26 protein-coding genes and 2 pseudogenes are annotated in these 23,618 nt (G+C 69.6%); 22 read left to right on the top strand and 6 right to left on the bottom strand.

The features are described from left to right. Window positions 1-201: 201 nt before the first annotated feature. From rpsL to ABT078_RS12130, 5 genes and pseudogenes are all read left to right on the top strand, one after another. Complete coding sequence (gene rpsL / locus ABT078_RS12150; RefSeq protein WP_003948652.1) at window positions 202-573, top strand: 30S ribosomal protein S12; 372 nt, start codon at window positions 202-204, stop codon at window positions 571-573. A gap of 2 nt (window positions 574-575) precedes the next feature. Next, window positions 576-1,046: a 30S ribosomal protein S7 gene (rpsG, locus tag ABT078_RS12145; RefSeq protein WP_262006819.1), complete on the top strand. Its 471-nt coding sequence runs from the start codon at window positions 576-578 to the stop codon at window positions 1,044-1,046. A 39-nt stretch (window positions 1,047-1,085) separates the two neighbouring features. Next, the gene (gene fusA, locus ABT078_RS12140) at window positions 1,086-3,212 is read left to right on the top strand and encodes an elongation factor G (protein WP_351226584.1); all 2,127 of its coding nucleotides are present in this window, start codon (window positions 1,086-1,088) and stop codon (window positions 3,210-3,212) included. A 153-nt stretch (window positions 3,213-3,365) separates the two neighbouring features. Continuing rightward, window positions 3,366-4,559 (top strand): elongation factor Tu, encoded by a 1,194-nt coding sequence (tuf, locus tag ABT078_RS12135; RefSeq protein ID WP_351226582.1) that lies wholly within the window; start codon window positions 3,366-3,368, stop codon window positions 4,557-4,559. A 181-nt stretch (window positions 4,560-4,740) separates the two neighbouring features. Further along, a pseudogene (locus ABT078_RS12130) lies at window positions 4,741-4,935 on the top strand (CocE/NonD family hydrolase C-terminal non-catalytic domain-containing protein); the annotation flags it as partial. 163 nt (window positions 4,936-5,098) lie between these two features. Here the strand turns inward: ABT078_RS12130 and ABT078_RS12125 are convergent. Next, a complete protein-coding gene (locus ABT078_RS12125; protein ID WP_351226805.1) occupies window positions 5,099-7,126 on the bottom strand; it encodes a PIG-L family deacetylase in 2,028 nt (675 codons plus the stop codon). 544 nt (window positions 7,127-7,670) lie between these two features. Between ABT078_RS12125 and ABT078_RS12120 the strand changes: the two genes are divergently transcribed. Further along, the gene (locus ABT078_RS12120; protein ID WP_351226580.1) at window positions 7,671-8,561 is read left to right on the top strand and encodes a phenylalanine 4-monooxygenase; all 891 of its coding nucleotides are present in this window, start codon (window positions 7,671-7,673) and stop codon (window positions 8,559-8,561) included. Here the strand turns inward: ABT078_RS12120 and ABT078_RS12115 are convergent. The 3 genes and pseudogenes from ABT078_RS12115 to ABT078_RS12105 form a co-directional block, all read right to left on the bottom strand. Next, window positions 8,521-11,463, bottom strand: coding sequence for a poly(A) polymerase (locus ABT078_RS12115; RefSeq protein WP_351226578.1), 2,943 nt, complete (start codon window positions 11,461-11,463; stop codon window positions 8,521-8,523). The two genes, ABT078_RS12120 and ABT078_RS12115, sit on opposite strands and share 41 nt — an antisense overlap. Beyond that, window positions 11,464-13,113 carry an RNA ligase family protein gene (locus ABT078_RS12110; RefSeq protein ID WP_351226576.1) on the bottom strand — a complete coding sequence of 550 codons (1,650 nt, stop codon included), beginning with the start codon at window positions 13,111-13,113 and terminating at the stop codon, window positions 11,464-11,466. 162 nt (window positions 13,114-13,275) lie between these two features. Beyond that, a pseudogene (locus tag ABT078_RS12105) lies at window positions 13,276-13,377 on the bottom strand (helix-turn-helix domain-containing protein); the annotation flags it as partial. A gap of 156 nt (window positions 13,378-13,533) precedes the next feature. Between ABT078_RS12105 and ABT078_RS12100 the strand changes: the two are divergent. Beyond that, window positions 13,534-14,772, top strand: a complete 1,239-nt coding sequence (locus ABT078_RS12100) for an amidase domain-containing protein (protein WP_351226574.1) — start codon at window positions 13,534-13,536, stop codon at window positions 14,770-14,772. 31 nt (window positions 14,773-14,803) lie between these two features. Then, entirely contained in the window at window positions 14,804-15,220 is a 417-nt protein-coding gene (locus ABT078_RS12095) for a hypothetical protein (protein ID WP_351226572.1), read from the top strand. A 415-nt stretch (window positions 15,221-15,635) separates the two neighbouring features. On the opposite strand, the gene ABT078_RS12090 is transcribed toward ABT078_RS12095, so the two are convergent. Both ABT078_RS12090 and ABT078_RS12085 read right to left on the bottom strand, forming a co-directional pair. Then, window positions 15,636-16,025: a DEAD/DEAH box helicase family protein gene (locus ABT078_RS12090; RefSeq protein WP_351226570.1), complete on the bottom strand. Its 390-nt coding sequence runs from the start codon at window positions 16,023-16,025 to the stop codon at window positions 15,636-15,638. Window positions 16,026-16,086: 61 nt separating this feature from the next. Further along, the gene (locus ABT078_RS12085; protein WP_351226568.1) at window positions 16,087-16,275 is read right to left on the bottom strand and encodes a hypothetical protein; all 189 of its coding nucleotides are present in this window, start codon (window positions 16,273-16,275) and stop codon (window positions 16,087-16,089) included. A gap of 660 nt (window positions 16,276-16,935) precedes the next feature. Between ABT078_RS12085 and rpsJ the strand changes: the two genes are divergently transcribed. The 14 genes from rpsJ (at window position 16,936) to rplE (ending at window position 23,613) form a co-directional block, all read left to right on the top strand. Then, window positions 16,936-17,244, top strand: coding sequence for a 30S ribosomal protein S10 (rpsJ, locus tag ABT078_RS12080; protein WP_003948644.1), 309 nt, complete (start codon window positions 16,936-16,938; stop codon window positions 17,242-17,244). Between the two features lie 13 nt (window positions 17,245-17,257). Beyond that, a complete protein-coding gene (gene rplC / locus ABT078_RS12075) occupies window positions 17,258-17,902 on the top strand; it encodes a 50S ribosomal protein L3 (protein WP_351226566.1) in 645 nt (214 codons plus the stop codon). A gap of 7 nt (window positions 17,903-17,909) precedes the next feature. After that, window positions 17,910-18,560 (top strand): 50S ribosomal protein L4, encoded by a 651-nt coding sequence (gene rplD, locus ABT078_RS12070; RefSeq protein WP_351226564.1) that lies wholly within the window; start codon window positions 17,910-17,912, stop codon window positions 18,558-18,560. Further along, window positions 18,560-18,883 (top strand): 50S ribosomal protein L23, encoded by a 324-nt coding sequence (rplW, locus tag ABT078_RS12065; protein WP_351226562.1) that lies wholly within the window; start codon window positions 18,560-18,562, stop codon window positions 18,881-18,883. The genes rplD and rplW overlap by 1 nt, the downstream gene beginning before the upstream one ends. A 40-nt stretch (window positions 18,884-18,923) precedes the next feature. Further along, the gene (gene rplB, locus ABT078_RS12060) at window positions 18,924-19,760 is read left to right on the top strand and encodes a 50S ribosomal protein L2 (protein WP_351226560.1); all 837 of its coding nucleotides are present in this window, start codon (window positions 18,924-18,926) and stop codon (window positions 19,758-19,760) included. A gap of 12 nt (window positions 19,761-19,772) precedes the next feature. Then, window positions 19,773-20,054 carry a 30S ribosomal protein S19 gene (rpsS, locus tag ABT078_RS12055; protein WP_351226558.1) on the top strand — a complete coding sequence of 94 codons (282 nt, stop codon included), beginning with the start codon at window positions 19,773-19,775 and terminating at the stop codon, window positions 20,052-20,054. 52 nt (window positions 20,055-20,106) lie between these two features. Then, complete coding sequence (rplV, locus tag ABT078_RS12050; protein WP_004571827.1) at window positions 20,107-20,454, top strand: 50S ribosomal protein L22; 348 nt, start codon at window positions 20,107-20,109, stop codon at window positions 20,452-20,454. Next, window positions 20,454-21,284, top strand: coding sequence for a 30S ribosomal protein S3 (gene rpsC / locus ABT078_RS12045; protein ID WP_351226556.1), 831 nt, complete (start codon window positions 20,454-20,456; stop codon window positions 21,282-21,284). Before rplV ends, rpsC begins: the two co-directional genes overlap by 1 nt. 5 nt (window positions 21,285-21,289) lie before the next feature. Beyond that, window positions 21,290-21,709: a 50S ribosomal protein L16 gene (gene rplP / locus ABT078_RS12040; RefSeq protein ID WP_005313579.1), complete on the top strand. Its 420-nt coding sequence runs from the start codon at window positions 21,290-21,292 to the stop codon at window positions 21,707-21,709. Beyond that, window positions 21,709-21,933, top strand: a complete 225-nt coding sequence (gene rpmC, locus ABT078_RS12035; protein ID WP_017949657.1) for a 50S ribosomal protein L29 — start codon at window positions 21,709-21,711, stop codon at window positions 21,931-21,933. Before rplP ends, rpmC begins: the two co-directional genes overlap by 1 nt. Further along, on the top strand, window positions 21,933-22,217 hold the full coding sequence (rpsQ, locus tag ABT078_RS12030; RefSeq protein WP_351226553.1) for a 30S ribosomal protein S17: 285 nt from the start codon (window positions 21,933-21,935) through the stop codon (window positions 22,215-22,217). The genes rpmC and rpsQ overlap by 1 nt, the downstream gene beginning before the upstream one ends. A 144-nt stretch (window positions 22,218-22,361) precedes the next feature. Then, window positions 22,362-22,730, top strand: a complete 369-nt coding sequence (gene rplN / locus ABT078_RS12025) for a 50S ribosomal protein L14 (RefSeq protein WP_003956455.1) — start codon at window positions 22,362-22,364, stop codon at window positions 22,728-22,730. A 2-nt stretch (window positions 22,731-22,732) separates the two neighbouring features. Continuing rightward, entirely contained in the window at window positions 22,733-23,056 is a 324-nt protein-coding gene (gene rplX / locus ABT078_RS12020) for a 50S ribosomal protein L24 (protein ID WP_351226551.1), read from the top strand. After that, window positions 23,056-23,613 (top strand): 50S ribosomal protein L5, encoded by a 558-nt coding sequence (gene rplE / locus ABT078_RS12015; RefSeq protein WP_351226549.1) that lies wholly within the window; start codon window positions 23,056-23,058, stop codon window positions 23,611-23,613. The genes rplX and rplE overlap by 1 nt, the downstream gene beginning before the upstream one ends. Window positions 23,614-23,618: the final 5 nt, after the last annotated feature.

The raw sequence follows: 23,618 nt of genomic DNA, 5'->3' as shown, positions 1-23,618 counted from the left end.
AGGTACGCTCAGACCTTGTGCCTGGGGTGTGCCTGGGCTCATGTGCGTGTCCTCAACCGCACAGCGAGCCAAGACCGGCCACCGTAATCTGCGCCTTTTCCGCCTTCCGGCGGGAGTCTGCAGCATTCGACACACCCGACCGCGTGGGTCGGCGACGTTCCAGGTTAGCTTTACTAACGGCACACAGAAACCGGAGAAGTAGTGCCTACGATCCAGCAGCTGGTCCGCAAGGGCCGGCAGGACAAGGTCGAGAAGAACAAGACGCCCGCACTCGAGGGTTCCCCTCAGCGTCGTGGCGTCTGCACGCGTGTGTTCACGACCACCCCGAAGAAGCCGAACTCGGCCCTCCGTAAGGTCGCGCGTGTGCGTCTGACCTCCGGTATCGAGGTCACGGCCTACATCCCGGGTGAGGGACACAACCTGCAGGAGCACTCCATCGTGCTCGTGCGTGGTGGCCGTGTGAAGGACCTGCCGGGTGTTCGTTACAAGATCATCCGCGGCTCCCTTGACACCCAGGGCGTCAAGAACCGCAAGCAGGCCCGCAGCCGCTACGGCGCCAAGAAGGAGAAGTAAGAATGCCTCGTAAGGGCCCCGCCCCGAAGCGCCCGGTCATCATCGACCCGGTTTACGGTTCTCCTCTGGTGACCTCGCTGATCAACAAGATTCTGCTCAACGGCAAGCGTTCCACCGCTGAGCGCATCGTCTACGGCGCCATGGAAGGCCTCCGCGAGAAGACCGGCGCTGACCCGGTCATCACGCTGAAGCGCGCTCTCGAGAACGTCAAGCCGTCTCTCGAGGTCAAGTCCCGCCGTGTCGGTGGCGCCACCTACCAGGTTCCGATCGAGGTCAAGCCCGGTCGTGCCTCCACCCTCGCGCTCCGCTGGGTCGTCGGCTACTCCCGCGCCCGCCGCGAGAAGACCATGACCGAGCGCCTCATGAACGAACTGCTCGACGCCTCGAACGGCCTCGGCGCTGCGGTCAAGAAGCGTGAGGACACGCACAAGATGGCCGAGTCCAACAAGGCCTTCGCGCACTACCGCTGGTAGTCGCAACCCCATCGAGAACCGAGAGAAGACGAAAGCCTTATGGCTACCACTTCGCTTGACCTGGCCAGGGTCCGCAATATCGGGATCATGGCCCACATCGACGCGGGCAAGACGACCACCACCGAGCGCATCCTGTTCTACACCGGTGTTTCGTACAAGATCGGTGAGGTCCACGACGGCGCCGCCACGATGGACTGGATGGAGCAGGAGCAGGAGCGCGGCATCACGATCACGTCTGCCGCGACGACCTGCCACTGGCCGCTCGAGGACGTCGACCACACCATCAACATCATCGACACCCCGGGGCACGTCGACTTCACCGTTGAGGTGGAGCGCTCCCTGCGTGTGCTCGACGGTGCCGTGACGGTGTTCGACGGCGTCGCCGGTGTCGAGCCGCAGTCCGAGACCGTGTGGCGTCAGGCGGACCGCTACGGCGTGCCGCGTATCTGCTTCGTCAACAAGCTGGACCGCACGGGTGCCGAGTTCCACCGCTGCGTGGACATGATCAGCGACCGCCTTGGCGCGCAGCCGATCGTCATGCAGCTCCCGATCGGTGCCGAGGCCGACTTCAAGGGCGTCATCGACCTGGTCCGTATGAAGGCCCTGGTCTGGTCGGCCGAGGCGGCCAAGGGTGAGATGTACGACGTCGTCGACATCCCGGCCACCCACACCGAGGCTGCCGAGGAGTACCGCGGCAAGCTCGTCGAGGCCGTCGCCGAGAACGACGAAGAGATCATGGAGCTGTACCTGGAGGGCCAGGAGCCCACCGAGGAGCAGCTGTACGCCGCGATCCGTCGTATCACCATCGCTTCCGGCAAGGGCAAGGGCACCACGGTCACTCCGGTGTTCTGTGGCACCGCGTTCAAGAACAAGGGCGTTCAGCCCCTGCTCGACGCGGTCGTGCGCTACCTCCCGTCGCCCGTCGACATCGAGGCCATCGAGGGCCACGACGTCAAGGACGCGGACCTGGTCGTCAAGCGCAAGCCGTCCGACGACGAGCCGCTGTCGGCGCTGGCGTTCAAGATCATGAGCGACCCGCACCTCGGCAAGCTCACCTTCGTGCGCATCTACTCCGGCCGTCTGGAGTCCGGCACGGCCGTGCTGAACTCCGTGAAGGGCCGCAAGGAGCGCATCGGCAAGATCTACCGCATGCACGCGAACAAGCGTGAGGAGATCGAGTCGGTGGGCGCCGGTGACATCGTCGCCGTCATGGGCCTGAAGCAGACCACCACCGGTGAGACGCTCGCGGACGAGAAGAACCCGGTGATCCTGGAGTCCATGGACTTCCCGGCGCCGGTCATCGAGGTCGCGATCGAGCCCAAGTCCAAGGGTGACCAGGAGAAGCTGGGTGTCGCCATCCAGCGTCTCGCGGAGGAGGACCCCTCCTTCCAGGTGCACACCAACGAGGAGACCGGCCAGACCGTCATCGGCGGTATGGGCGAGCTTCACCTCGAGGTGCTCGTCGACCGCATGAAGCGTGAGTTCAAGGTCGAGGCCAACGTCGGCAAGCCCCAGGTCGCGTACCGCGAGACGATCCGCAAGGCCGTCGAGCGCGTGGACTACACCCACAAGAAGCAGACCGGTGGTACCGGTCAGTTCGCCAAGGTGCAGATCGCGATCGAGCCGATCGAGGGCGGCGACGCCGCTTACGAGTTCGTGAACAAGGTCACCGGTGGCCGCATCCCGAAGGAGTACATCCCTTCGGTCGACGCCGGTGCGCAGGAGGCCATGCAGTTCGGCATCCTCGCCGGCTACGAGATGACGGGCGTCCGCGTCATTCTTCTCGACGGTGCCTACCACGAGGTCGACTCCTCCGAGCTCGCCTTCAAGATCGCCGGCTCGCAGGCCTTCAAGGAGGCCGCGCGCAAGGCGTCCCCCGTGCTCCTCGAGCCGATGATGGCCGTTGAGGTCACCACGCCCGAGGACTACATGGGCGACGTCATCGGTGACATCAACTCCCGCCGTGGCCAGATCCAGGCCATGGAGGAGCGTGCCGGCGCCCGTGTCGTCAAGGGCCTGGTGCCGCTGTCGGAGATGTTCGGCTACGTCGGCGACCTCCGCAGCAAGACCTCGGGTCGCGCAAGCTACTCGATGCAGTTCGACTCCTACGCCGAGGTTCCGCGGAACGTCGCCGAGGAGATCATCGCGAAGGCCAAGGGCGAGTAACTCACCCGAGTACACGCTTTAGGCTTGACGCCGTAACCGTCGGGGCGTTTCCCGCGAACCCGTGAGGCTCGCCCCGACGGCCGGCACCACCAGCAAAGATCACCCTGGCGCCGATGAGTAAGGCGTACAGAACCACTCCACAGGAGGACCCCAGTGGCGAAGGCGAAGTTCGAGCGGACTAAGCCGCACGTCAACATCGGCACCATCGGTCACATCGACCACGGTAAGACGACCCTCACGGCCGCCATTACCAAGGTGCTGCACGACAAGTACCCGGACCTGAACGAGGCCTCGGCCTTCGACCAGATCGACAAGGCTCCTGAGGAGCGTCAGCGCGGTATCACCATCTCCATCGCGCACGTCGAGTACCAGACGGAGTCGCGTCACTACGCGCACGTCGACTGCCCGGGTCACGCGGACTACATCAAGAACATGATCACCGGTGCTGCCCAGATGGACGGCGCCATCCTCGTGGTCGCCGCCACCGACGGCCCGATGCCGCAGACCAAGGAGCACGTGCTCCTGGCCCGCCAGGTCGGCGTGCCGTACATCGTCGTCGCCCTGAACAAGGCCGACATGGTGGACGACGAGGAGATCCTGGAGCTCGTCGAGCTCGAGGTTCGTGAGCTCCTCTCCGAGTACGAGTTCCCGGGCGACGACCTGCCGGTCGTCAAGGTCTCGGCGCTCAAGGCGCTCGAGGGCGACAAGGAGTGGGGCCAGTCGGTCCTGAACCTGATGGACGCCGTCGACGAGGCGATCCCGCAGCCCGAGCGTGACGTCGACAAGCCGTTCCTGATGCCGATCGAGGACGTCTTCACGATCACCGGTCGTGGCACCGTCGTCACCGGCCGTATCGAGCGTGGTGTCCTCAAGGTCAACGAGACCGTCGACATCGTCGGTATCAAGCAGGAGAAGACCACCACCACGGTCACCGGCATCGAGATGTTCCGCAAGCTGCTCGACGAGGGCCAGGCCGGTGAGAACGTCGGTCTGCTCCTCCGTGGCATCAAGCGCGAGGACGTCGAGCGCGGCCAGGTCATCATCAAGCCGGGTTCGGTCACGCCGCACACCGAGTTCGAGGCCCAGGCCTACATCCTGTCGAAGGACGAGGGTGGCCGTCACACCCCGTTCTTCAACAACTACCGCCCGCAGTTCTACTTCCGTACCACGGACGTGACCGGCGTCGTGACCCTCCCCGAGGGCACCGAGATGGTCATGCCGGGCGACAACACCACCATGACGGTCGCGCTGATCCAGCCGGTCGCCATGGAGGAGGGCCTGAAGTTCGCCATCCGTGAGGGTGGCCGGACCGTCGGCGCCGGCCAGGTCACCAAGATCAGCAAGTAACGATCCCGGTGATCTGCCGCTTGCCGTAGGCGAGCAGTACGAGGGCCCCGGCTCACCGTTCACGCGGTGGGCCGGGGCCTTGCCCGTTCCCCCCCGCGGGCTTGAGACGGGCGTCGGTGAAGCGCGCTTCGCTCCGCGACATCGGCCGGCACCCGGACGGCTGGGTGCACTCGGTGCGGTCATGCTGGACAACCGGGCCGTGGCGGGCGGCTGTCCCACGACCGCCGGTCGACTGCCGACGGTCGCCGACGAGCTCTCACGCATCACCGTCACGCCGTCGCCCACCGCCCACCTGCTCCGGTCCGGCCACCGCATCCGCGTCCAGGTCTCCAGCGGCGCGTTCCCCCAGTGCAACCGCAACGCCGGCACCGGCGAACCCCGGCAGGCCGCCACCCGACCGAAGTCGCGAGCCGGCAGGTGTTCCACGACCTCGACCATCCCTCCACCATCAGCCTGCCCACCCGAACCCACTGACCCGGCACCCCCACCGCGTCGCGCGGCCCGCGCCGTCAGGCCATCCGCTCGGCCCTCGCCGGGCACTAGCTCGCCGTGCCGGCCTCCGGGTACCAGATCCACGGGTGAGCGTCCGCGCCCATGCCGACCGCCGTCGCGCCCGAGCGGCCCAGCCGGAGCGCGGGGAAGTCCAGCGCCTCCACTCCCTGGCGTCGCGTCACGATCCTGCCGTCGACCTGGAGTTGTACGCGTCCCCGCAGGTCCTTGCCGAGCAGCACCGGCCCGTTCGGCGCGGCGGCCGTGCTCACGGCGCCGTAGCCGTCGAAGTGTTCCTTGCGCGGCCGGGCGGGGGAGCCGCCGGCCCGTACGGCGATCAGGGCCGGGGCCGCAGGCTTGCGGTAGTAGACCTCGACTCCGCCGTCGTCGGCCGGGAGCGCGGCGAGCGGACCGCCGGGGGCCGGCAGGCCGCTGCCGCCGTCCGGCCTGAAGGTGATCTCCTCGCCGAGGACCTCCTGCGCCCAGTGGTGCACGGAGTCATGGCCCGCCCCGAAGACATGGACCCGCCCGGCGCCGTCCACGACCGCCGTGAGCCCGTCCTGGATCTCGGCACCGCCGAGATCACGCCAGGCGTCCCAGCGCCCGTCCGTGTCCCGCACCCGCGTGCTGAGGCCCTTGTCCGCGTTGCGTACGAAGAGATGGACGCGCCCGTCCGGGGCGGTCACCGCGACCGGTACGCCGATGCGGCGGCCCCGGTCGTCCTCCCGCTCAGGATTGCCGAGCCCCGTCCAGGCCGCGAAGTCTCCGCCGACGGTGCGCTGTTCGAGCAGCACCACCTCGCGCCGGTTCGCCCCGCCGTGGCCGCCGAGCGCTGCGAACCGCAGCCCGAACAGCAGCTGCCAGCCGTCCCTCAGCACCGCCGAGCCCAGCGCGGGCGCGAGCGGCCCGCCGCCGAGATCGTCCGGCTTGCCCCACTGCCCGCTGCCCGGACCGGTCTCGCGCCAGCGCACGGCCCGCAGCCCCAGCACCCCGTACGCGGCGAGCCGCCCGTCCGCCTCGGTGACGAGGACGGGGCGGGCGCCCGGGTAGCGGTGATGGGTCGAGCGGACCCAGCCCTTCTTGTTCGTCAGCGGGCGGGTGCCGCCCACGCTGTAGTCGCCGCAGCCCGACGGGTTTCCGCAGTCCCAGTCGGGGTCGCCGCCGTAAGGGACGAGGTGGGCGGCCTTCTCCCGCAGGACCGCCGGCGGGAGGTTCTTGGGCCAGTGCCGGTTGAAGTAGCCGCGGAACGCCGTGGCCACGAACCCGGGCACCCGGCCGCCGTCCTCCGTCGCCTCGGCGACCCAGCGCACCATCGCGTCCCAGCTGAAGCACGCCACGGCGGTGTGGTCGGCGTGGTCCGAGTAGCCGGGCTGCTCGCTGTCCCGCTTGCGGGTCGCCTCGTCGCTGTGCTGGATGTCGGGGTCCGGGTCCAGGGTCTGGATCACGGTCGGCCGGTACCGCTCCATGAGCCCGACGAGCACGTCGACGAGCTGGTCGTAGTCGTACGAGACCGTCCTGCGCAGCGGCGAGTCCGCGGCGACGACCGTGTGCAGGCCGAGCGCCCGGTCGCGCCAGAGGCTGGGCAGGGCCTCCCAGCGGCGGGGCGTGTGCATCGGGAGGTTGAGGAAGATCAGCTCGACCCGGCGGTGGCCGTTGGTGAGGGTGTTGATCTCGGCACGGTGGTCGCCGCGCAGGGTGGTCACACCCTTCTGCCAGCCGGTGAACTTGTCGAGGCCGAGGAGGACGGCGTACGCCTGCCGCAGACCCTGGTGGCGGGCGGATGAGTAGGCCGGGCGGTCGGCGGGGACGTTCCGGTCCCCGGGTATGCGGTTCTTGCCGTTGTGCTCGCCGGCGGTGACGTACACGCAGACGAGGGGCACGCCGGAGTCGAGCATCCGCTGGGTGTCCGGGTTCATGAAGTAAAGGTCGTCGTCGGGGTGAGCCAGGATCTGCATCAGCTGCGCGCGGCGCGTGCTGGCGATCGGGATGCCGGGCGCGGGGTCGGCGGTGGGGGTGGGCCGCCGGGGTGCGGGCACCGAGCAGGCGCCGAGGGCGGTGGCACCGGTGAGTGCGGCGATGGCGGCGACGACCGAGCGGCGGCGGGGGCGCGTGCGGCCGGTCCGGCGGGTGCCGGGTGCGGCGGATGCGCCGGGTACGGCGCCGTGCGCTGCCGGGTCCCGCACCTCGGATCGCTCGGGCAGGGCGGTCTTGGCCCGAGAGGCTGGGCCCGTGCCGGGTCCACCTGCTCGTACGTCCGGCGTCGATGCAGAGTCCCGCGCACCCCGGAGGGCGCGCGCGGGCACGCTTCGCGCAGCGCTGTCGTTCACTTGTCGTGCTCCGTCCGCTTCCCCCGCAGCGGGCGGGCATTGGCCCCCGTCTGCGTACCGTGATCTCCCCAGGCGCGGAGGAGCGGCCGGTCGAGCCGCCTTTCCGCGATCAGCTAGACGGATTTTCGACGGGCCGGGTTGCCGGGACGTTGTGGGTGATGCCGGGCGCCGTACGGCCCGGCGCGTCGCGGTGCGGGCCCGACGAAGTGGATCATGATGAGGTCATGGCGATCCGCTCGCCCGGACACCCGTGACGCCGGACGGGGGCCTCGGTCCGGCCGACCGGCACCCCTGCATGAGCGACGCCCGCTATCTCCGGCGACGGGGCGCCCTCGTGGAGCTCGCACGCGACCACCGGGTGGGCGATCCCTCGCCCCACGTCACGTACACCGACGAGGAACACGGGACCTGGCGCAGGGTCCACGCCGCGCTCCTCGTCGCCCACCGCGGCAGGGTCCCGCGTGAGGTCCTGGAGGCCCGTGAGTCGGCGCCGATCCCGTCCGACCACGTGCCGCAGCACGCCGAGGTCGGCTCCCGGCTGCGCGAGCTGACCGGTTTCGCCTTCACCCTGGCCGGCGGGATCGTGCCGAACAAGCGGTTCCTCGGGTCCATGGCACGCGACTACTTCCACGCGGTGCAGTACGTACGCCACCCGGCGATGCCGCTCTACACGCCCGAACCGGACGTCATCCACGACGTCTTCGGCCACGGCACCCATCTGGCGTCACCATGGTTCGCGGATCTGTACCGCATGTTCGGGTCGGCCGCGGCGAGGGTGGACAGCGACGACGCCCTCGACCTGATCAGCCGCGTGTACTGGTTCACCCTGGAGTACGGCGTCATCGCCGCCGGACCGCGGGGCGTGCAGGCGTACGGCGCGGCCCTGCTCTCCTCGTACGGCGAGCTCGACCGGCTGCACCTGGCCCGGATCCGGCCGTGGGACATCGCCGACATGGCCCGCGTGCCGTACCAGGTGACCGGCTACCAGCCCTTCCTGTTCGGGGCGCGGTCACTGGAGCACCTCGCCGACGCCCTGCACGGCTTCCTCGACACCTTCGACGAGGAGACGGCGGCCAGGCTCGGGCTTCCGCCGCTGCGGCAGCGGGGGTTCATGGGCCGGCCTGCCGCCGGGGCGGCGGCCGGAGTCAGCGCAGGCTCGGAACCTCGCCGCCCGCCGCCCAGCTGACCGTCGTCCCGGTCAGGCCCCGCAGCCACCGCTCGGTGATCTCCGCGAGGCGGGCCGGGTCCGGGGGAGCGGCGCCGAGGCCGACGGCGTACCTGGCCGAGGCAGGGCCGGACGCGAACGGACGGGGCCAGGCGTGGGCGTCCGGCACCCCGGCGGTTTCCAGGGCGGTGAGCAGGGCGCGGACACGGCCCCGCACGCGGCCCTCCTCGGGGCCCGTGGGGACGGTCACGAGCGCCCAGGCCGCGTGGCGACGGTGCAGTGGCGGCGGGGACAGCAGCTCCGGCCAGGGGGTGGCGGGCCGGGCGGTGGCGGCGGATTCCGCCGCCTTCTCCAGGACTTCCCAGGCCCCGTAGAGCTCCTGGGTGAGGCGGTCCCGGCCGCCGGGGCCGAGCTGGTCGGTGCAGGAGCGGACCGGTTCGGTCGGGGTCATGACGGGCTTGCTCCAGTCCCGTACGGCCCAGGTCGCGAAGAAGTGCCGCAGCAGCTCGTCGGGCGGCAGCTCACCGGCCTCGCGGGCGGTACGGGCCGCGAGCACGGACCAGGCCAGCCCCGGCAGCCCTCCGAAGGGCGCCGAGTCCAGACCGCGGACCTTCGCCCAGGCCTTGACCTCCCTGGCGAGACGGGCGAACGCGGCCCGGTGGGCCCCGGCCGCGGCGAGCACGGCATCCGCGTCGCCGACCGCGCTGAGCGCGACCGCGGCGGCCTCGCCCAGGGCGGTGCGGCGAGCGACCGCCTCGGCGGGGTCGAGGCTTCCCGTGGCGACGACCACCAGGTCCACGCCGAGCCCGCCGACCCGCAGCCGCAGCCCCGGCACCTTTGCCCCGACCACCTCCCGCACGTCCGTGGCCTGCGGCAGTGCGGCCTCGATCCGGGCCCGCACCTCCGCGACCCCGGTCCCACCCGGCAGCGCCGCCACCAGATCCAGATCCGCTCCGGGCAACGCGCAGCCCATGCGCCGCGAGCCGACGACGTACACGACCCCGTCGGCCAGCGCGTCGGCCACGCGCTGAGCGACCCTTCGGGCGTGGCCGTCTTCGGCCGTGTCCTCGGCCGCCTTCTCGTCGGCGGGGCCGGCGCCGGGCGCCGTGCCCTCGGCCGTCGCCCGGGCCGGGCCGTCGGCGGGGTCGTTCGTGGCCGGGGCGCAGGCGGCCGGGCCCAAGCCGAAGTCGCCGCCGCCCTCTTCCCGTGCCCACCGCACCTCGCCCGTGCCCAGGGCGATCGTCGCCCGCACCCGCATCGGTTCGTCGCCGCGCCGTGACAGCAGGACCAGCTCGTCGACGTGGGTGTGCAGCGGTCCGCCGAGCCGGGACTCGCATTCGGCCACCAGCCCGTGCGGGTCGTGGGTGCGGCCGAGGCTCAGGTGCGGCGTGAAGCCGTGGTGATGGTCCCGGCAGCGCGGGAAGCGCTGTTCCAGGGCGCGCCGGAGGTCGGCCCACGGCTGTTCGCCTGCCGCCGCCGGGTCGAGCCAGACCGTCGCGTAGTCCCGGTGGCCGAAGCTGTGGACGCCGTCCAGCCGGGCCGCGAAGGGAGCCACGCCTGCGGCCGCGGCCGTCAGCAGCGGAGCCGCCGCATCGAAATCCGACTCCGCCACGAAGCCGAAGAGCACGTTGACGTGCGGCGGCCAGCGCCGGATCTGGGGGTCGTGGTCGCGGCGGATGGCCTGGATCGGCGGCCAGAGCTCGGGCGGCGGGAGCCACGCCACCGCCGTACGGGGCGTCGGCCGTGCGTCGAGGACGCCTGCGGGCGCTTCGCCGAGACCGAGACCGAGGCCGAGACCGGTGTCGATGCCGACGCCGTCACGGCTGTCGAGGCTCACGTCGGCCTGGACGCCGTAGTGGTCGGAGACGTACAGCCCGTCCGGACCCGGCGCGTCACCTGTCAGGGTGACGCCGTCCACCCGCAGCCCTTCCGCGCGCAGCAGCACCCGGTCCAGCCGGGATGCCCGCCCGGACAGGGACGAGACCGCGGCGAGGGGATTGACGCCCGGGTCGAACGTGGGCGTCCGGTCGTCGAGGCCGTGGACCTCGCTCCAGGCGTCCCGCATCCCGAGTGCCGTCTCCGGTCCGTCCCCGCCCTCGTTGAAGTCCCCGAGCAGGACCATGTCGCCCTCGACGCCCGCCAACCCCTCGGCGAGCTGCGTCAGTTCGGCGTCCCGCCGTACCGCTCCGTTCTCGGAGTGATCGCTGCTCAGATGGGTCGCGGCGACCACGACCGGCCCGGCCCCGGTCTCCACGACGACGGCCGTCACAGCCTTGTGCGGGCCGAGGGAGTGCACCCCGGCCTCCCGGACGGGCAGCCGGCTGAGCAGCAGCAGCCCGCAGTCGCCCACGTCCCTGCCCCCCGGGTCGGTGCCCAGCGTGTACGTCTCGCGCACCCACCCCGTCTCCAGCAGCAGCGCGAGCAGCTCCGCCTCGACCTCCTGCAGGGCGATGACGTCGGCGTCGGCGTCGCGCAGCGCCGTGAGCAGCAGAGGGCGGCGCCGGGCGGTGTCGATGAGGTCGCTGTCGTACCGGTCCCAGAGCGTGTTCCAGGTCAGTACGCGCAGACCGGCGGTGGCCGGTACGCCGCGAGGCTCCGCCGCCGGGACCCAGCCGCCCGTCGCGTCCCACACGTACGGCGTCCTGGCCGCGAAGAAAGGCGCCCGCAGCCGGCGCGGATCCCGCACCCGCCCCGCGTCCGTGGCGTCGATCCGGTCCACGCCGGTGGACCGGTCCCAGACCAGCTCGCCGTCGGCCTCGAAGAACAGCACTCGGTGCCACGGGATCTCGCCGCCGGGGTCGAAGTCGTCCAGCATCATCCGCTTGGGCGCGGCGCCGCGCTGGTTGACCCCGATCACGAAGCGGGCCGGATCGAAGCGCGGATCCCAGCGGACCCGGTGGTAGATCTCCTCGCTCGTACGCACCTACGCCTCCTCCTCGACGGTCCCGCCCGCTCCGATGTACCAGGTGCGGTGGGCCTGACCCGGGTACGGCGGGACGAACCGGTGCAGCTGCGCGGTGAGCACCTCGGCCGGCACCGGGTGTGTCCGGCCGGCGTTGCGCCCCAGCACGACCGCGTGCGTGACGAGCGCGTCGCGGCGGTGGGCGACCGCGTGCACCAGGGAACGCTGGTGCGGGTTGAGGGATGTGGCGTCCCACACCACCGTGCCACCTTCGGCCAGTGCGGTGTCGAGCGCGGCGAGGGCCTGCCGCAGGACCTCACCGTTGGCCCGCTGGTCCGCGCGCGAGCCACGGGCCGCCCGCAGGTCGTCGAGCGACACGTACGCGTCGACACCCGGCAGACCACGCGCGAAGGAGCTCTTCCCGCTGCCCGACGGGCCGACCATGTGGATCAGCTTCGGGAACTCCCCGGACCGCCACCGCCAGGTCGCCGCGACCGCCTCATCGGCGGTCCGGATCCGGCCGTGCGCGAACGCGTCCCGCGCCTCGGCCCGGCAGCGGTCGGCGGCGTCCACCGCCAGGTCCGCGAAGGCCTTGCGCAGCCCGTCCAGTGGGCCGGCCTCCTGGGCGTGCAGCGCCGACCACTCCACCTGTTCGCGCGCCCCGGCGTCGGGCGCGACGGCGGCGGCGACGGCGTGCAGCACGTCCAGGTCGACGGCGTGCGCCATCCGTACCAGTCCGGACCTGCGGTCCTCGTCGGGGTACGGGCGGTGCAGTCCGGCGTGCAGCCCGACCACGTCCGCGACCTGCCGCGCGAGCGGCAGGCCCAGCGTCCGGGCCAGCCTCCCGGCGAGCGCACCCCGGCGGCTGCGGTGCAGCAGCGCGGCCAGCACCCCTGCGAGCCGGGCGTCCCCCGTCCGCTCGAAGCGGCCGGCCACCTCGGCGGCGGCCCGCTCGTCCCCCTCCGGCACACCGACCGCCTGCAGCAGGGCGGAGGTGTCCGGCAGGGCCCCGGACCGCACGGCCCACAACGCGGCGGCCGGGCCGAGCCCGTTCTCCACCACGGCGGCGTGCATCCAGTGCGTATCGGTCTGCACGTGCCCGGGCCGCACCCACTTGGCGACCCGCCGCGCGAACTCGTCCGCCGCGAAGCCGTCGGCGGTGCGGACGACGTACCCCTCCTGCCGGGCGGGCTCCAGCTTGATCCCCCGCAGGGCCTTCTCGTCGAAAACCCCCCGCCACAGCACGGCCGGCACCGGAACCCCCAGCCCTCGCAGGAATCCCACGGTCCGGTCCCAGTCCAGGCACCGCCCGGCCCCGTCCCAGACCGAGAAACCGTAGAACCAGCTCTCCAGCTCCTCGTACGCGAGCGAATGCCGCGCGTACAGGTTCTCCCCGCAGATCCGCCATCCGGCCGGGATCCCGTGCCCGATCCGCCCCTGCAGCGCCTTCACCCACGCCCGCGACGGATGGTGCGCCGAGTCGAGCGACCGCGCGTGCAGCCCGTCGGCGTACAGCGTCGTGTTCTCGCCGTCGAGCTTCTCGGTGACGACGACCTCGCGGCCGACGAACCCGGAGAGATCGACGACCCGCGTGTCGTCGGCGGCGGCGCCGGGCGACCACGGCAGATGCGGCGTGCGCGGATAGTGCGTGCGCGGCTGATGTGCCCGCATGGTGAAGGCCCCCGGTGACGATGACGTGCCCCGGTCACTTTAGGAGCACGGGGATCGGCGATCGAACCGTTTTGCCGTGCGCCGGTCAGGGGCGCCGGAGCAGCCACTCGGTCGAGATCGTTCGGTCGGCGATGGTGACGTCCTCGCCGTACCGGGTCTCGTGATGGTGACCGCTGCCCCGGCCTTGAGCGACTGGATGTGGACGGCGAGCCCGATCGCGACGAGGCTCAACTCGCGGTGCTGGGCGAGGTGGTTGCCGCCGACCGGTCCTGCGGTTCAGTGCGCATTCGGCCGCCGCGGTCCAACTTTGAACCGTGCATTCCGGAAATGAGGAGAGAAAAGGGCTGCACGCGAAGGGGCAGCTGATGTCATGGTTGCCTCAAGTGGTCGACGGATGACCACAGTTGGGGGAATTTCGTAGTGACAGGCATCAGACTGAAACGGGCCGTGGGAGTCGCGCTCGCCATCACCGTGGTGGGCGTCCTGCCGCCGACCGCGGTCGCGAGCGCCACCGACGGCGCGGCGAGCGGCACCGGGAACGCCGCGGCAGCGGTCGACCGTACGGTGGATCAGGCGACCAGCGACGGCTTTGCGGCACTCGCCGACACCGTTCTGACCAGACGGACGTCGGCCCTGCTCGACGGGGCGCAGGCATCCCGCCGTGCTGCCGCACTGCCGCTGACGGGCGATGTGCACGTCACCAGTCGTGTCGCACGCAAGGAGGACGCTGCGGCCGCCGGCCTGCTCGACCGCAAGGAACGGCTCGCCTCGCTGCAGGAGGCGTACACGGCCGCCGACACCGAGGTCGCCGTGGACGAGGTGCACGTGGACGGGGGCCGGGCGACTGCTCGGGTCACCGAGACCACGATGCTCACGTACAAGAAGATCCGCGGGGACGAACCGCCGAACACCGGGTTCCAGGCGCGGCACGAGCTGACCTTTGTCGCGGGCGTGGACGGGAACTGGCAGCTCACGGGGATCAGCTCGCTCGACGAGGGAGGGCCAGCCGCCGTCAACGCGGTGGAGACGGACCCGGCCCGGGGGAGCGCCGGGTCCGCGCCCGCAGCCACGGCGGAGGGACCGATCGACGAGGGCGGCGCGCCCGAGACCGACGGGCCCGCACCCGACGAAACCCGGGCAGGCACCGATATCCCCGCCGCTCCGATGCAGACCAAGGCCGCCGCCCGGGCGAGCTACAACTACAGCGCCATGGCGAAGTACGCGGAGAAGTACTGGAAGAACTACAACTCCAGCTACCGCAAGTTCAACGATGTGGGCGGGGACTGCACGAACTTCATCAGCCAGTCCCTACGGGCGGGCGGCTGGAAGAACGACACCGGCTGGTACAAGAGTTACAAGAACTGGTGGTACAACTCCTCGAATCAGACGACGTCCTGGGTCAACGTCAACTACTGGGCTTCCTTCGCGTTGTACAGCGACCGCGCCTACAACCTGGACAACGTCTACAAGCTGGGCATCGGGGACATCCTTCAGATGGATTTCAGCAACAACGGGTCCAAGGACCACTCCATGATCACCACTTACAAGAGTGGTGGCGTCCCGTACCTCACCTACCATTCGACCAACACGTATCGGAAGTCGGTGGCGAGCATTGTGGCGTCCAATCCGAGGGCGACGTACTACGCCTTCCGCACCTGACAAGACCGGTCGGCGCATCGCCGCGCTGTTCATGGCCGCGTTCTGCGCGATCCTGCTCTCCGCGTGCGGTGGAGGTGGGTCCGGGGACGCGTCCAAGTCACCGGATCCGGCCGACCAGGACCGCTTTCTGCGTGAGTACGTGGAGTTCCTCAACGAGTCGGACGAGGACGGGTTGGCGCGGTTGCTCGATGGCCACCCCAAGGGCTCGGAGGACGCCCGCGCCAGGATCAAGGCGTACGGCGGGCAGGACTGGGACGTGCGGTGGAACCGCACCTCGGAGTTCGCCGGGGTGTGGAAGGTCGAAATGCACGGCACGGCCCGTGCGGAGAACCGGCCCGTCCGGGTCACCGAGACGGTGACCTGGGAGGACGAGCACTGGGTGATGACCCCGCTGCCGGGCGTCGTCCCGACGCCGTCGAACGCGGCGGGGACCACGCCACCCGCATGAGGCAGGCGTCGGTGAGCAGATGACAGGAGGCCCGCGCGATCCCGGAGGGGAACGCGCGGGCCTCCGCCCGTCGCGGCACGACCCGCCGGGTGACCTTGCCAGACCCCACCCGGTGCCTCTCCGGCCGCGGCGCCCCGAGAGGCCGCGGAAGGCCACGATCCGTTCGGCTTGGCGTTGCTTGTGGCACGCGGGCGAATGCGGTGCTGGTCCGGCCGGCCGTACGGTCGGGTGCCAGAAGTGCGGATGCGCAGAGGAACGGGGATCGGGGACTTCGATCAGACCCTTGCGCTGACCCACAGCAGCCCCGTGCGCACCACACGCTCGAGCGTGGCGGCGTTCAGATGCAGGTCCTGGCGGCCGGTGGCCAGGGTGTGCATCAACCGTTCCAGCTCGCGGGCGAGGTCGCGCCCGAACTTCAGGACAGCCTGCCGGAGCGCCGGGTGATCTCCGGGTCGGCGATGGTCCGGTCGGAGCGGCGGCCCAGCATCATCCGCTCCACCTGCGCGGCGATCACCTCGCCCGCGCTGCCGAGGTCCTCGCGGACACGCTCGGTCTGGAGCGTGAGACCGGCGGGGCGGCGGATCAGCACGGTCCCGGCCCGATGCCGCAGCATCAGCTCCCGCATGACCGGACCGGCCTCGACCGTCTCGCCGAGGCCGACGTCGTCGGCGATCAGCAGATTGGTCCGCGGTATCGACAGGGCGCGGACCACCGGGTCCAGCTGGCGGTCCTGGGGCTCCGCGCCGGAGCGGGCCGGGGCCTGGAGTGCTGCCTTGTCGGCCGAGGCGGCCGTGCTCCGGCGCACGGCGTCCAGGGATGCGTCCAGCCGGTCGGGCTCGTCGAAGCCGTTCGAGGGGGAGGGGAGCTCAAGGCTGTCGGTCTCTGTCGCCTGCTCCGGCTCCCCACACCACCCGCAGCTCCTCGTCGCGGGCGTCGGAGTCGACCGATATCACCGCTACGAGGTGGGTGGGAGGTGCGTCGGCAGCGCGGGTGGGATCGTCGGAGGCGAGGGCGGACCGCGTCACGTCGGTGAACACCCTGGTGCGGTTACGCATGGTGACCTGTTGTCCCGACACGGTGTCCGGGACGTCTGCTGTGCTGCTCCCTGTCACCGCGCTCATGCCGCCCGCCCGGGACACCCCGTGCTCCGCTGACCTGATCCCGGAGGCTCAGGGCCCTTTTCTCCGCTGGGAACCAGGTAGCAGGGGCATGAGTCATCTTCGGCGGAACCTGATCGAAGGCCCCGATCAGGTTCCGGCGCGGCGACCTCCCGCACGTAGAGGACCCTTGCGCGTGCCCCGGTTTGACACGCAACCCCCGCGGGGTAATCTCTTCGGCTCGATTGGCGCCCCCGCCGCCCTGTATGGCAGACTGTCCGGGTTGCTCGGTTGAGTGCCGATGCTGCGCGCCTCCCGCCGGGAGGACCGGAAGCGAGTCCCACAGTACTCGTCGCCCCAACTGCCTCACGGCAGCGCTGGGGCGGACGTACGGGAATCTTCCGGGAAGCGTCAGCGGGGCTCCGACCAGGCACCCGGTGGGCCTTCGCCCTCGTTCACGCGGTCTCTTCTGCGACTCGCAAGCCCCTCGAGCAGGGAATCCGTCACCGGATATCTGCGTAGCGGGAGTGCGACACGCCCGACCGCGTGGGTCGGAGGAGAAGGCTGGTAACACCGGGTTCCAGAGCGTTACGAGACAGACAGGACTACGAAGTAGCCATGGCGGGACAGAAGATCCGCATCCGGCTCAAGGCCTACGACCACGAGGTCATCGACTCCTCGGCGAAGAAGATCGTCGAGACGGTGACCCGCACTGGTGCGTCGGTCGCAGGCCCGGTGCCGCTGCCCACTGAGAAGAACGTGTACTGCGTCATCAAGTCGCCGCACAAGTACAAGGACTCGCGCGAGCACTTCGAGATGCGCACGCACAAGCGCCTCATCGACATCCTCGACCCCACGCCGAAGACGGTTGACTCGCTCATGCGCCTCGACCTGCCGGCGGGCGTCGACATCGAGATCAAGCTCTGAGGTGACGCGCGAGATGGCTAAGCAGATCAAGGGCATCCTGGGCGAGAAGCTCGGCATGACTCAGGTCTGGGACGAGAACAACCGTGTCGTCCCGGTCACCGTCGTCAAGGCCGGCCCCAACGTCGTCACCCAGGTCCGCACCAACGACACCGACGGCTACGACTCGGTCCAGATCGCCTTCGGCGAGATCGACCCGCGCAAGGTGAACAAGCCCCTCAAGGGCCACTTCGCCAAGGCCGACGTGACCCCGCGCCGCCACCTGGTGGAGCTCCGCACCTCCGACGCCGGCGAGTACACGCTCGGCCAGGAGATCACCGCGGAGACCTTCGAGGCGGGCATCAAGGTCGACGTCACCGGTAAGAGCAAGGGCAAGGGCTTCGCCGGTGTCATGAAGCGTCACAACTTCCGTGGCGGCAAGGCCTCCCACGGTGCGCACCGCGTGCACCGCAAGCCCGGTTCCATCGGTGGCTGCGCCACTCCGGGCCGTGTCTTCAAGGGCATGCGCATGGCCGGTCGCATGGGCAACGAGCGTGTGACCACCCAGAACCTGACCGTCCACGCCGTTGACGCGGAGAAGGGACTGCTGCTCATCAAGGGCGCGGTTCCCGGTCCGAACGGCGGCCTCGTCCTGGTCCGTACCGCGGCCAAGGGGGCCTGAGGTAACGATGAGCACCATTGACATCCTTTCGCCCGCTGGCGAGAAGGCCGGTAGTGTCGAGCTCCCCGCGGAGATCTTCGACACCAAGGTCAGCGTTCCGCTGATCCACCAGGTCGTCGTCGCACAGCTGGCCGCTGCCCGCCAGGGCACGCACAAGACCAAGACCCGCGGCGAGGTCCGTGGCGGTGGCAAGAAGCCTTACCGCCAGAAGGGCACCGGCCGCGCCCGTCAGGGTTCGACCCGTGCGCCGCAGTTCGCCGGCGGTGGCGTCGTCCACGGCCCCGTGCCGCGTGACTACTCGCAGCGGACCCCGAAGAAGATGAAGGCCGCCGCGCTGCGCGGTGCCCTCACCGACCGGGCCCGCCACTCCCGTATCCACGTCGTCTCCGGCGTGGTCGAGGGTGAGATCTCCACCAAGGCCGCCAAGACGCTGTTCGGCAAGATCTCGGAGCGCAAGAACCTGCTCCTGATCGTCGAGCGCAGCGACGAGGCCGCGTGGCTGTCCGCCCGCAACCTGCCCCAGGTGCACATCCTGGAGCCGGGCCAGCTGAACACGTACGACGTGCTCGTCTCGGACGACGTGGTCTTCACCCAGGCCGCTCTCGAGTCCTTCGTGTCTGGCCCCAAGGCCGCTGAGACCGAAGGGAGCGAGGCCTGATGACTGAGGCCGTCGTCACCAGCAAGACGTTCTGGGACCCGCGCGACATTCTCGTCAAGCCGGTCGTCTCCGAGAAGAGCTACGCGCTGCTGGACGAGAACAAGTACACGTTCATCGTCGACCCGCGCGCCAACAAGACCCAGATCAAGCAGGCCGTCGAGGCGGTCTTCTTGGTCAAGGTCACCGGGGTCAACACGATCAACCGCCAGGGCAAGCGCAAGCGCACCCGCACCGGTTTCGGCAAGCGCGCCAACACCAAGCGCGCCATCGTGACCCTTGCCGAGGGCAGCCGAATCGACATCTTCGGCGGTCCGACCGCCTAAGGGCGGTCCGGATCGTCCGATATCGGACGAGGACTGAGAAATGGGTATCCGCAAGTACAAGCCGACGACTCCGGGCCGTCGTGGCGCCAGCGTCGCCGACTTCGTCGAGGTCACGCGGTCCACGCCGGAGAAGTCGCTGGTCCGCCCCCTGCACAGCAAGGGCGGCCGTAACAACCAGGGACGCATGACTGTTCGCCACCAGGGTGGCGGCCACAAGCGTGCGTACCGGGTGATCGACTTCCGCCGTCATGACAAGGACGGCGTTCCGGCCAAGGTCGCGCACATCGAGTACGACCCCAACCGCACCGCGCGCATCGCGCTCCTGCACTACGCGGACGGCGAGAAGCGCTACATCATCGCCCCGCGTGGCCTGAACCAGGGTGACCGGATCGAGAACGGCCCCGGTGCCGACATCAAGCCCGGCAACAACCTGGCGCTGCGCAACATCCCGGTCGGTACGACCATCCACGCCATCGAGCTGCGGCCCGGCGGCGGCGCGAAGTTCGCCCGTTCCGCGGGTGCCTCCGTGCAGCTGCTGGCGAAGGAGGGCTCCATGGCCCACCTTCGTATGCCGTCCGGCGAGATCCGCCTGGTCGACGCCCGCTGCCGCGCCACTGTCGGCGAGGTCGGCAACGCCGAGCAGTCGAACATCAACTGGGGCAAGGCCGGCCGTATGCGCTGGAAGGGCATCCGCCCGACCGTGCGTGGTGTCGTGATGAACCCGGTCGACCACCCCCACGGTGGTGGCGAGGGCAAGACCTCGGGTGGTCGCCACCCGGTGTCGCCCTGGGGCAAGAAGGAAATGCGTACTCGGGATCGCAACAAGGCGAGCAACAAGTACATCGTCCGCCGCCGCAAGACGAACAAGAAGCGCTAGGAGCGGGTTCAGATGCCGCGCAGTCTCAAGAAGGGGCCCTTCGTCGACGACCACCTGAGCAAGAAGGTGGACGTACAGAACGAGGCAGGCACCAAGAACGTCATCAAGACCTGGTCCCGTCGCTCGATGATCGTCCCGGCCATGCTGGGCCACACGATCGCGGTGCACAACGGCAAGACCCACGTCCCGGTGTTCGTCACCGAGTCGATGGTCGGCCACAAGCTCGGCGAGTTCGCGCCGACCCGCACCTTCCGAGGCCATGTCAAGGAAGACCGGAAGTCGAAGCGCCGCTAGCAGCGGGGTGAAACCGACTATGACGAACGTGTCAGACACTGAAGGGACAACCATGGAAGCCAGGGCCCAGGCGCGGTACATCCGCGTCACGCCCATGAAGGCCCGCCGCGTGGTGGACCTCATCCGTGGCATGGACGCCACGGAGGCTCAGGCGGTCCTGCGTTTCGCCCCGCAGGCCGCGAGCGTGCCGGTTGGCAAGGTGCTGGACAGCGCCATCGCCAACGCTGCACACAACTACGACCACACCGACGCCTCTTCGCTGGTCATCAGCGAGGCGTACGTGGACGAGGGCCCGACCCTGAAGCGGTTCCGTCCGCGTGCCCAGGGCCGTGCCTACCGGATCCGTAAGCGGACCAGCCACATCACCGTGGTCGTCAGCAGCAAGGAAGGAACCCGGTAATGGGCCAGAAGGTAAACCCGCACGGGTTCCGGCTCGGCATTACCACGGACTTCAAGTCCCGTTGGTACGCCGACAAGCTGTACAAGGACTACGTCAAGGAAGACGTCGCCATTCGTCGCATGATGACGAAGGGCATGGAGCGGGCCGGTATCTCGAAGGTTGAGATCGAGCGCACCCGCGACCGCGTCCGCGTTGACATCCACACCGCCCGCCCGGGCATCGTCATCGGCCGCCGTGGCGCCGAGGCCGACCGCATCCGTGGCGAGCTGGAGAAGCTGACCGGCAAGCAGGTCCAGCTGAACATCCTCGAGGTCAAGAACCCCGAGGTGGACGCTCAGCTGGTGGCCCAGGCCGTCGCCGAGCAGCTCTCCTCCCGCGTCTCCTTCCGTCGTGCCATGCGCAAGAGCATGCAGAGCTCGATGAAGGCCGGCGCCAAGGGCATCAAGATCCAGTGCGGTGGCCGCCTCGGCGGCGCCGAGATGTCCCGCTCGGAGTTCTACCGCGAGGGCCGTGTGCCCCTGCACACGCTCCGCGCGAACGTCGACTACGGCTTCTTCGAGGCCAAGACCACCTTCGGCCGCATCGGCGTGAAGGTCTGGATCTACAAGGGCGACGTCAAGAACATCGCCGAGGTCCGCGCCGAGAACGCCGCTGCCCGCGCCGGCAACCGCCCGGCCCGTGGCGGCAACGACCGCCCGGCCCGTGGTGGCCGCGGTGGCGAGCGTGGCGGTCGCGGTCGCAAGCCGCAGCAGAGCGCCGCTGCCGAGGCCCCCAAGGCCGAGGCCGCTGCCCCTGCTCCGGCTGCTGAGAGCACCGGAACGGAGGCCTGACCGACATGCTGATCCCCCGTAGGGTCAAGCACCGCAAGCAGCACCACCCGAAGCGCCGCGGTATGGCCAAGGGCGGTACGACGGTTGCGTTCGGCGAGTACGGCATCCAGGCCATGACTCCGGCGTACGTGACGAACCGCCAGATCGAGGCGGCTCGTATCGCGATGACCCGTCACATCAAGCGTGGCGGCAAGGTCTGGATCAACATCTACCCGGACCGCCCGCTGACGAAGAAGCCCGCCGAGACCCGCATGGGTTCCGGTAAGGGTTCGCCCGAGTGGTGGGTGGCGAACGTGCACCCGGGCCGGGTCATGTTCGAGCTGTCCTACCCGAACGAGAAGATTGCGCGTGAGGCTCTGACTCGTGCGGCCCACAAGCTGCCGATGAAGTGCCGGATCGTCAAGCGCGAGGCAGGTGAAGCGTGATGTCGGCCGGTACCAAGGCGTCCGAGCTGCGCGAGCTGGGCAACGAGGAGCTTGTTGCCAAGCTCCGCGAGGCCAAGGAAGAGCTGTTCAATCTCCGTTTCCAGGCGGCGACCGGTCAGCTCGAGAACCACGGCCGGCTGAAGGCCGTCCGCAAGGACATCGCCCGGATCTACACCCTGATGCGTGAGCGCGAGCTGGGCATCGAAACGGTGGAGAGCGCCTGATGAGCGAGAGCAACGTGACTGAGAACAAGACCGAGCGCGGTTTCCGCAAGACCCGTGAGGGTCTGGTCGTCAGCGACAAGATGGACAAGACCGTCGTCGTCGCTGTCGAGGACCGCGTGAAGCACGCGCTGTACGGCAAGGTCATCCGCCGTACGAACAAGCTCAAGGCGCACGACGAGCAGAACGCCGCGGGTATCGGCGACCGCGTCCTCCTCATGGAGACCCGGCCGCTGTCCGCGACGAAGCGCTGGCGCGTCGTCGAGATCCTCGAGAAGGCCAAGTAATTTTGCGGGGGGCCGACGCCCCCCGCATGCCCCCCGCTGGGGGAACCCCTCCGGGGGCGAGTCCCCAGCACTAGTTCCGCCAGGCTCGGCGGGGTGCCCTCACCGGCACCCCGTCGGGAACCGGCAGACGATCAGGAGATAGACGTGATCCAGCAGGAGTCGCGGCTGCGCGTCGCCGACAACACTGGTGCCAAGGAGATCCTTTGCATCCGTGTTCTCGGTGGCTCGGGTCGCCGCTACGCGGGCATCGGTGACGTCATCGTCGCCACCGTCAAGGACGCGATCCCCGGTGGCAACGTGAAGAAGGGTGACGTCGTCAAGGCGGTCATCGTTCGCACCGTCAAGGAGCGTCGCCGTCAGGACGGCTCGTACATCCGCTTCGACGAGAACGCCGCCGTCATTCTGAAGAACGACGGCGACCCTCGCGGCACCCGTATCTTCGGCCCCGTCGGCCGTGAGCTGCGCGAGAAGAAGTTCATGAAGATCATCTCGCTCGCGCCGGAGGTGCTGTAAGCATGAAGATCAAGAAGGGCGACCTGGTCCAGGTCATCACCGGCAAGGACAAGGGCAAGCAGGGCAAGGTCATCGCGGCCTTCCCCCGCGAGGACCGCGTCCTGGTCGAGGGTGTCAACCGGGTCAAGAAGCACACCAAGGCCAACCAGCCGGGCCGTGCCTCGCAGGCCGGCGGCATCGTCACCACCGAGGCCCCCATCCACGTGAGCAACGTTCAGCTCGTCGTGGAGAAGGACGGCAAGAAGGTTGTGACCCGCGTCGGTTACCGCTTTGACGACGAGGGCAACAAGATCCGCGTTGCCAAGCGGACGGGTGAGGACATCTGATGGCTACCACCACCACTCCGCGTCTCAAGACGAAGTACCGCGAGGAGATCACGGGCAAGCTGCGTGAGGAGTTCTCGTACGAGAACGTCATGCAGGTTCCCGGCCTCGTGAAGATCGTGGTCAACATGGGTGTGGGCGACGCCGCCCGCGACTCCAAGCTGATCGAGGGCGCCATCCGCGACCTCACCACGATCACCGGTCAGAAGCCGGCCGTCACCAAGGCCCGCAAGTCCATCGCGCAGTTCAAGCTGCGTGAGGGTCAGCCGATCGGTGCCCACGTCACGCTCCGTGGCGACCGCATGTGGGAGTTCCTGGACCGCACCCTGTCGCTCGCGCTGCCGCGCATCCGCGACTTCCGCGGCCTGTCCCCGAAGCAGTTCGACGGCCGTGGCAACTACACCTTCGGTCTCACGGAGCAGGTCATGTTCCACGAGATCGACCAGGACAAGATCGACCGCGTCCGGGGTATGGACATCACCGTGGTCACCACGGCGACCAACGACGCTGAGGGCCGTGCCCTTCTCCGTCACCTCGGCTTCCCGTTCAAGGAGGCGTAAGCGAG

The organism is Streptomyces sp. NPDC002133, from assembly GCF_040296405.1.
In the GTDB taxonomy this organism is placed as follows: Bacteria; Actinomycetota; Actinomycetes; order Streptomycetales; family Streptomycetaceae; genus Streptomyces.
Note: the sequence above shows the minus strand (reverse complement) of the source record. Positions and strands in the feature narration are given on the sequence as shown.

What these genes read in the sequence shown, in the direction of transcription:
- rplD (WP_351226564.1), top strand. Translation starts at nt 17,910, where the DNA reads ATGAGCACCATTGACATCCTTTCGCCCGCTGGCGAGAAGGCCGGTAGT.
- fusA (WP_351226584.1), top strand. Translation starts at nt 1,086, where the DNA reads ATGGCTACCACTTCGCTTGACCTGGCCAGGGTCCGCAATATCGGGATC.
- ABT078_RS12120 (WP_351226580.1), top strand. Translation starts at nt 7,671, where the DNA reads ATGAGCGACGCCCGCTATCTCCGGCGACGGGGCGCCCTCGTGGAGCTC.
- rplB (WP_351226560.1), top strand. Translation starts at nt 18,924, where the DNA reads ATGGGTATCCGCAAGTACAAGCCGACGACTCCGGGCCGTCGTGGCGCC.
- ABT078_RS12095 (WP_351226572.1), top strand. Translation starts at nt 14,804, where the DNA reads ATGGCCGCGTTCTGCGCGATCCTGCTCTCCGCGTGCGGTGGAGGTGGG.
- rplC (WP_351226566.1), top strand. Translation starts at nt 17,258, where the DNA reads ATGGCTAAGCAGATCAAGGGCATCCTGGGCGAGAAGCTCGGCATGACT.
- ABT078_RS12085 (WP_351226568.1), bottom strand. Translation starts at nt 16,275, where the DNA reads ATGCGTAACCGCACCAGGGTGTTCACCGACGTGACGCGGTCCGCCCTC.
- rplX (WP_351226551.1), top strand. Translation starts at nt 22,733, where the DNA reads ATGAAGATCAAGAAGGGCGACCTGGTCCAGGTCATCACCGGCAAGGAC.
- rplV (WP_004571827.1), top strand. Translation starts at nt 20,107, where the DNA reads ATGGAAGCCAGGGCCCAGGCGCGGTACATCCGCGTCACGCCCATGAAG.
- rpsC (WP_351226556.1), top strand. Translation starts at nt 20,454, where the DNA reads ATGGGCCAGAAGGTAAACCCGCACGGGTTCCGGCTCGGCATTACCACG.
- rpsS (WP_351226558.1), top strand. Translation starts at nt 19,773, where the DNA reads ATGCCGCGCAGTCTCAAGAAGGGGCCCTTCGTCGACGACCACCTGAGC.
- rpmC (WP_017949657.1), top strand. Translation starts at nt 21,709, where the DNA reads ATGTCGGCCGGTACCAAGGCGTCCGAGCTGCGCGAGCTGGGCAACGAG.
- rpsJ (WP_003948644.1), top strand. Translation starts at nt 16,936, where the DNA reads ATGGCGGGACAGAAGATCCGCATCCGGCTCAAGGCCTACGACCACGAG.
- rpsG (WP_262006819.1), top strand. Translation starts at nt 576, where the DNA reads ATGCCTCGTAAGGGCCCCGCCCCGAAGCGCCCGGTCATCATCGACCCG.
- rplE (WP_351226549.1), top strand. Translation starts at nt 23,056, where the DNA reads ATGGCTACCACCACCACTCCGCGTCTCAAGACGAAGTACCGCGAGGAG.
- rpsQ (WP_351226553.1), top strand. Translation starts at nt 21,933, where the DNA reads ATGAGCGAGAGCAACGTGACTGAGAACAAGACCGAGCGCGGTTTCCGC.
- rplW (WP_351226562.1), top strand. Translation starts at nt 18,560, where the DNA reads ATGACTGAGGCCGTCGTCACCAGCAAGACGTTCTGGGACCCGCGCGAC.
- rplP (WP_005313579.1), top strand. Translation starts at nt 21,290, where the DNA reads ATGCTGATCCCCCGTAGGGTCAAGCACCGCAAGCAGCACCACCCGAAG.
- ABT078_RS12110 (WP_351226576.1), bottom strand. Translation starts at nt 13,113, where the DNA reads ATGCGGGCACATCAGCCGCGCACGCACTATCCGCGCACGCCGCATCTG.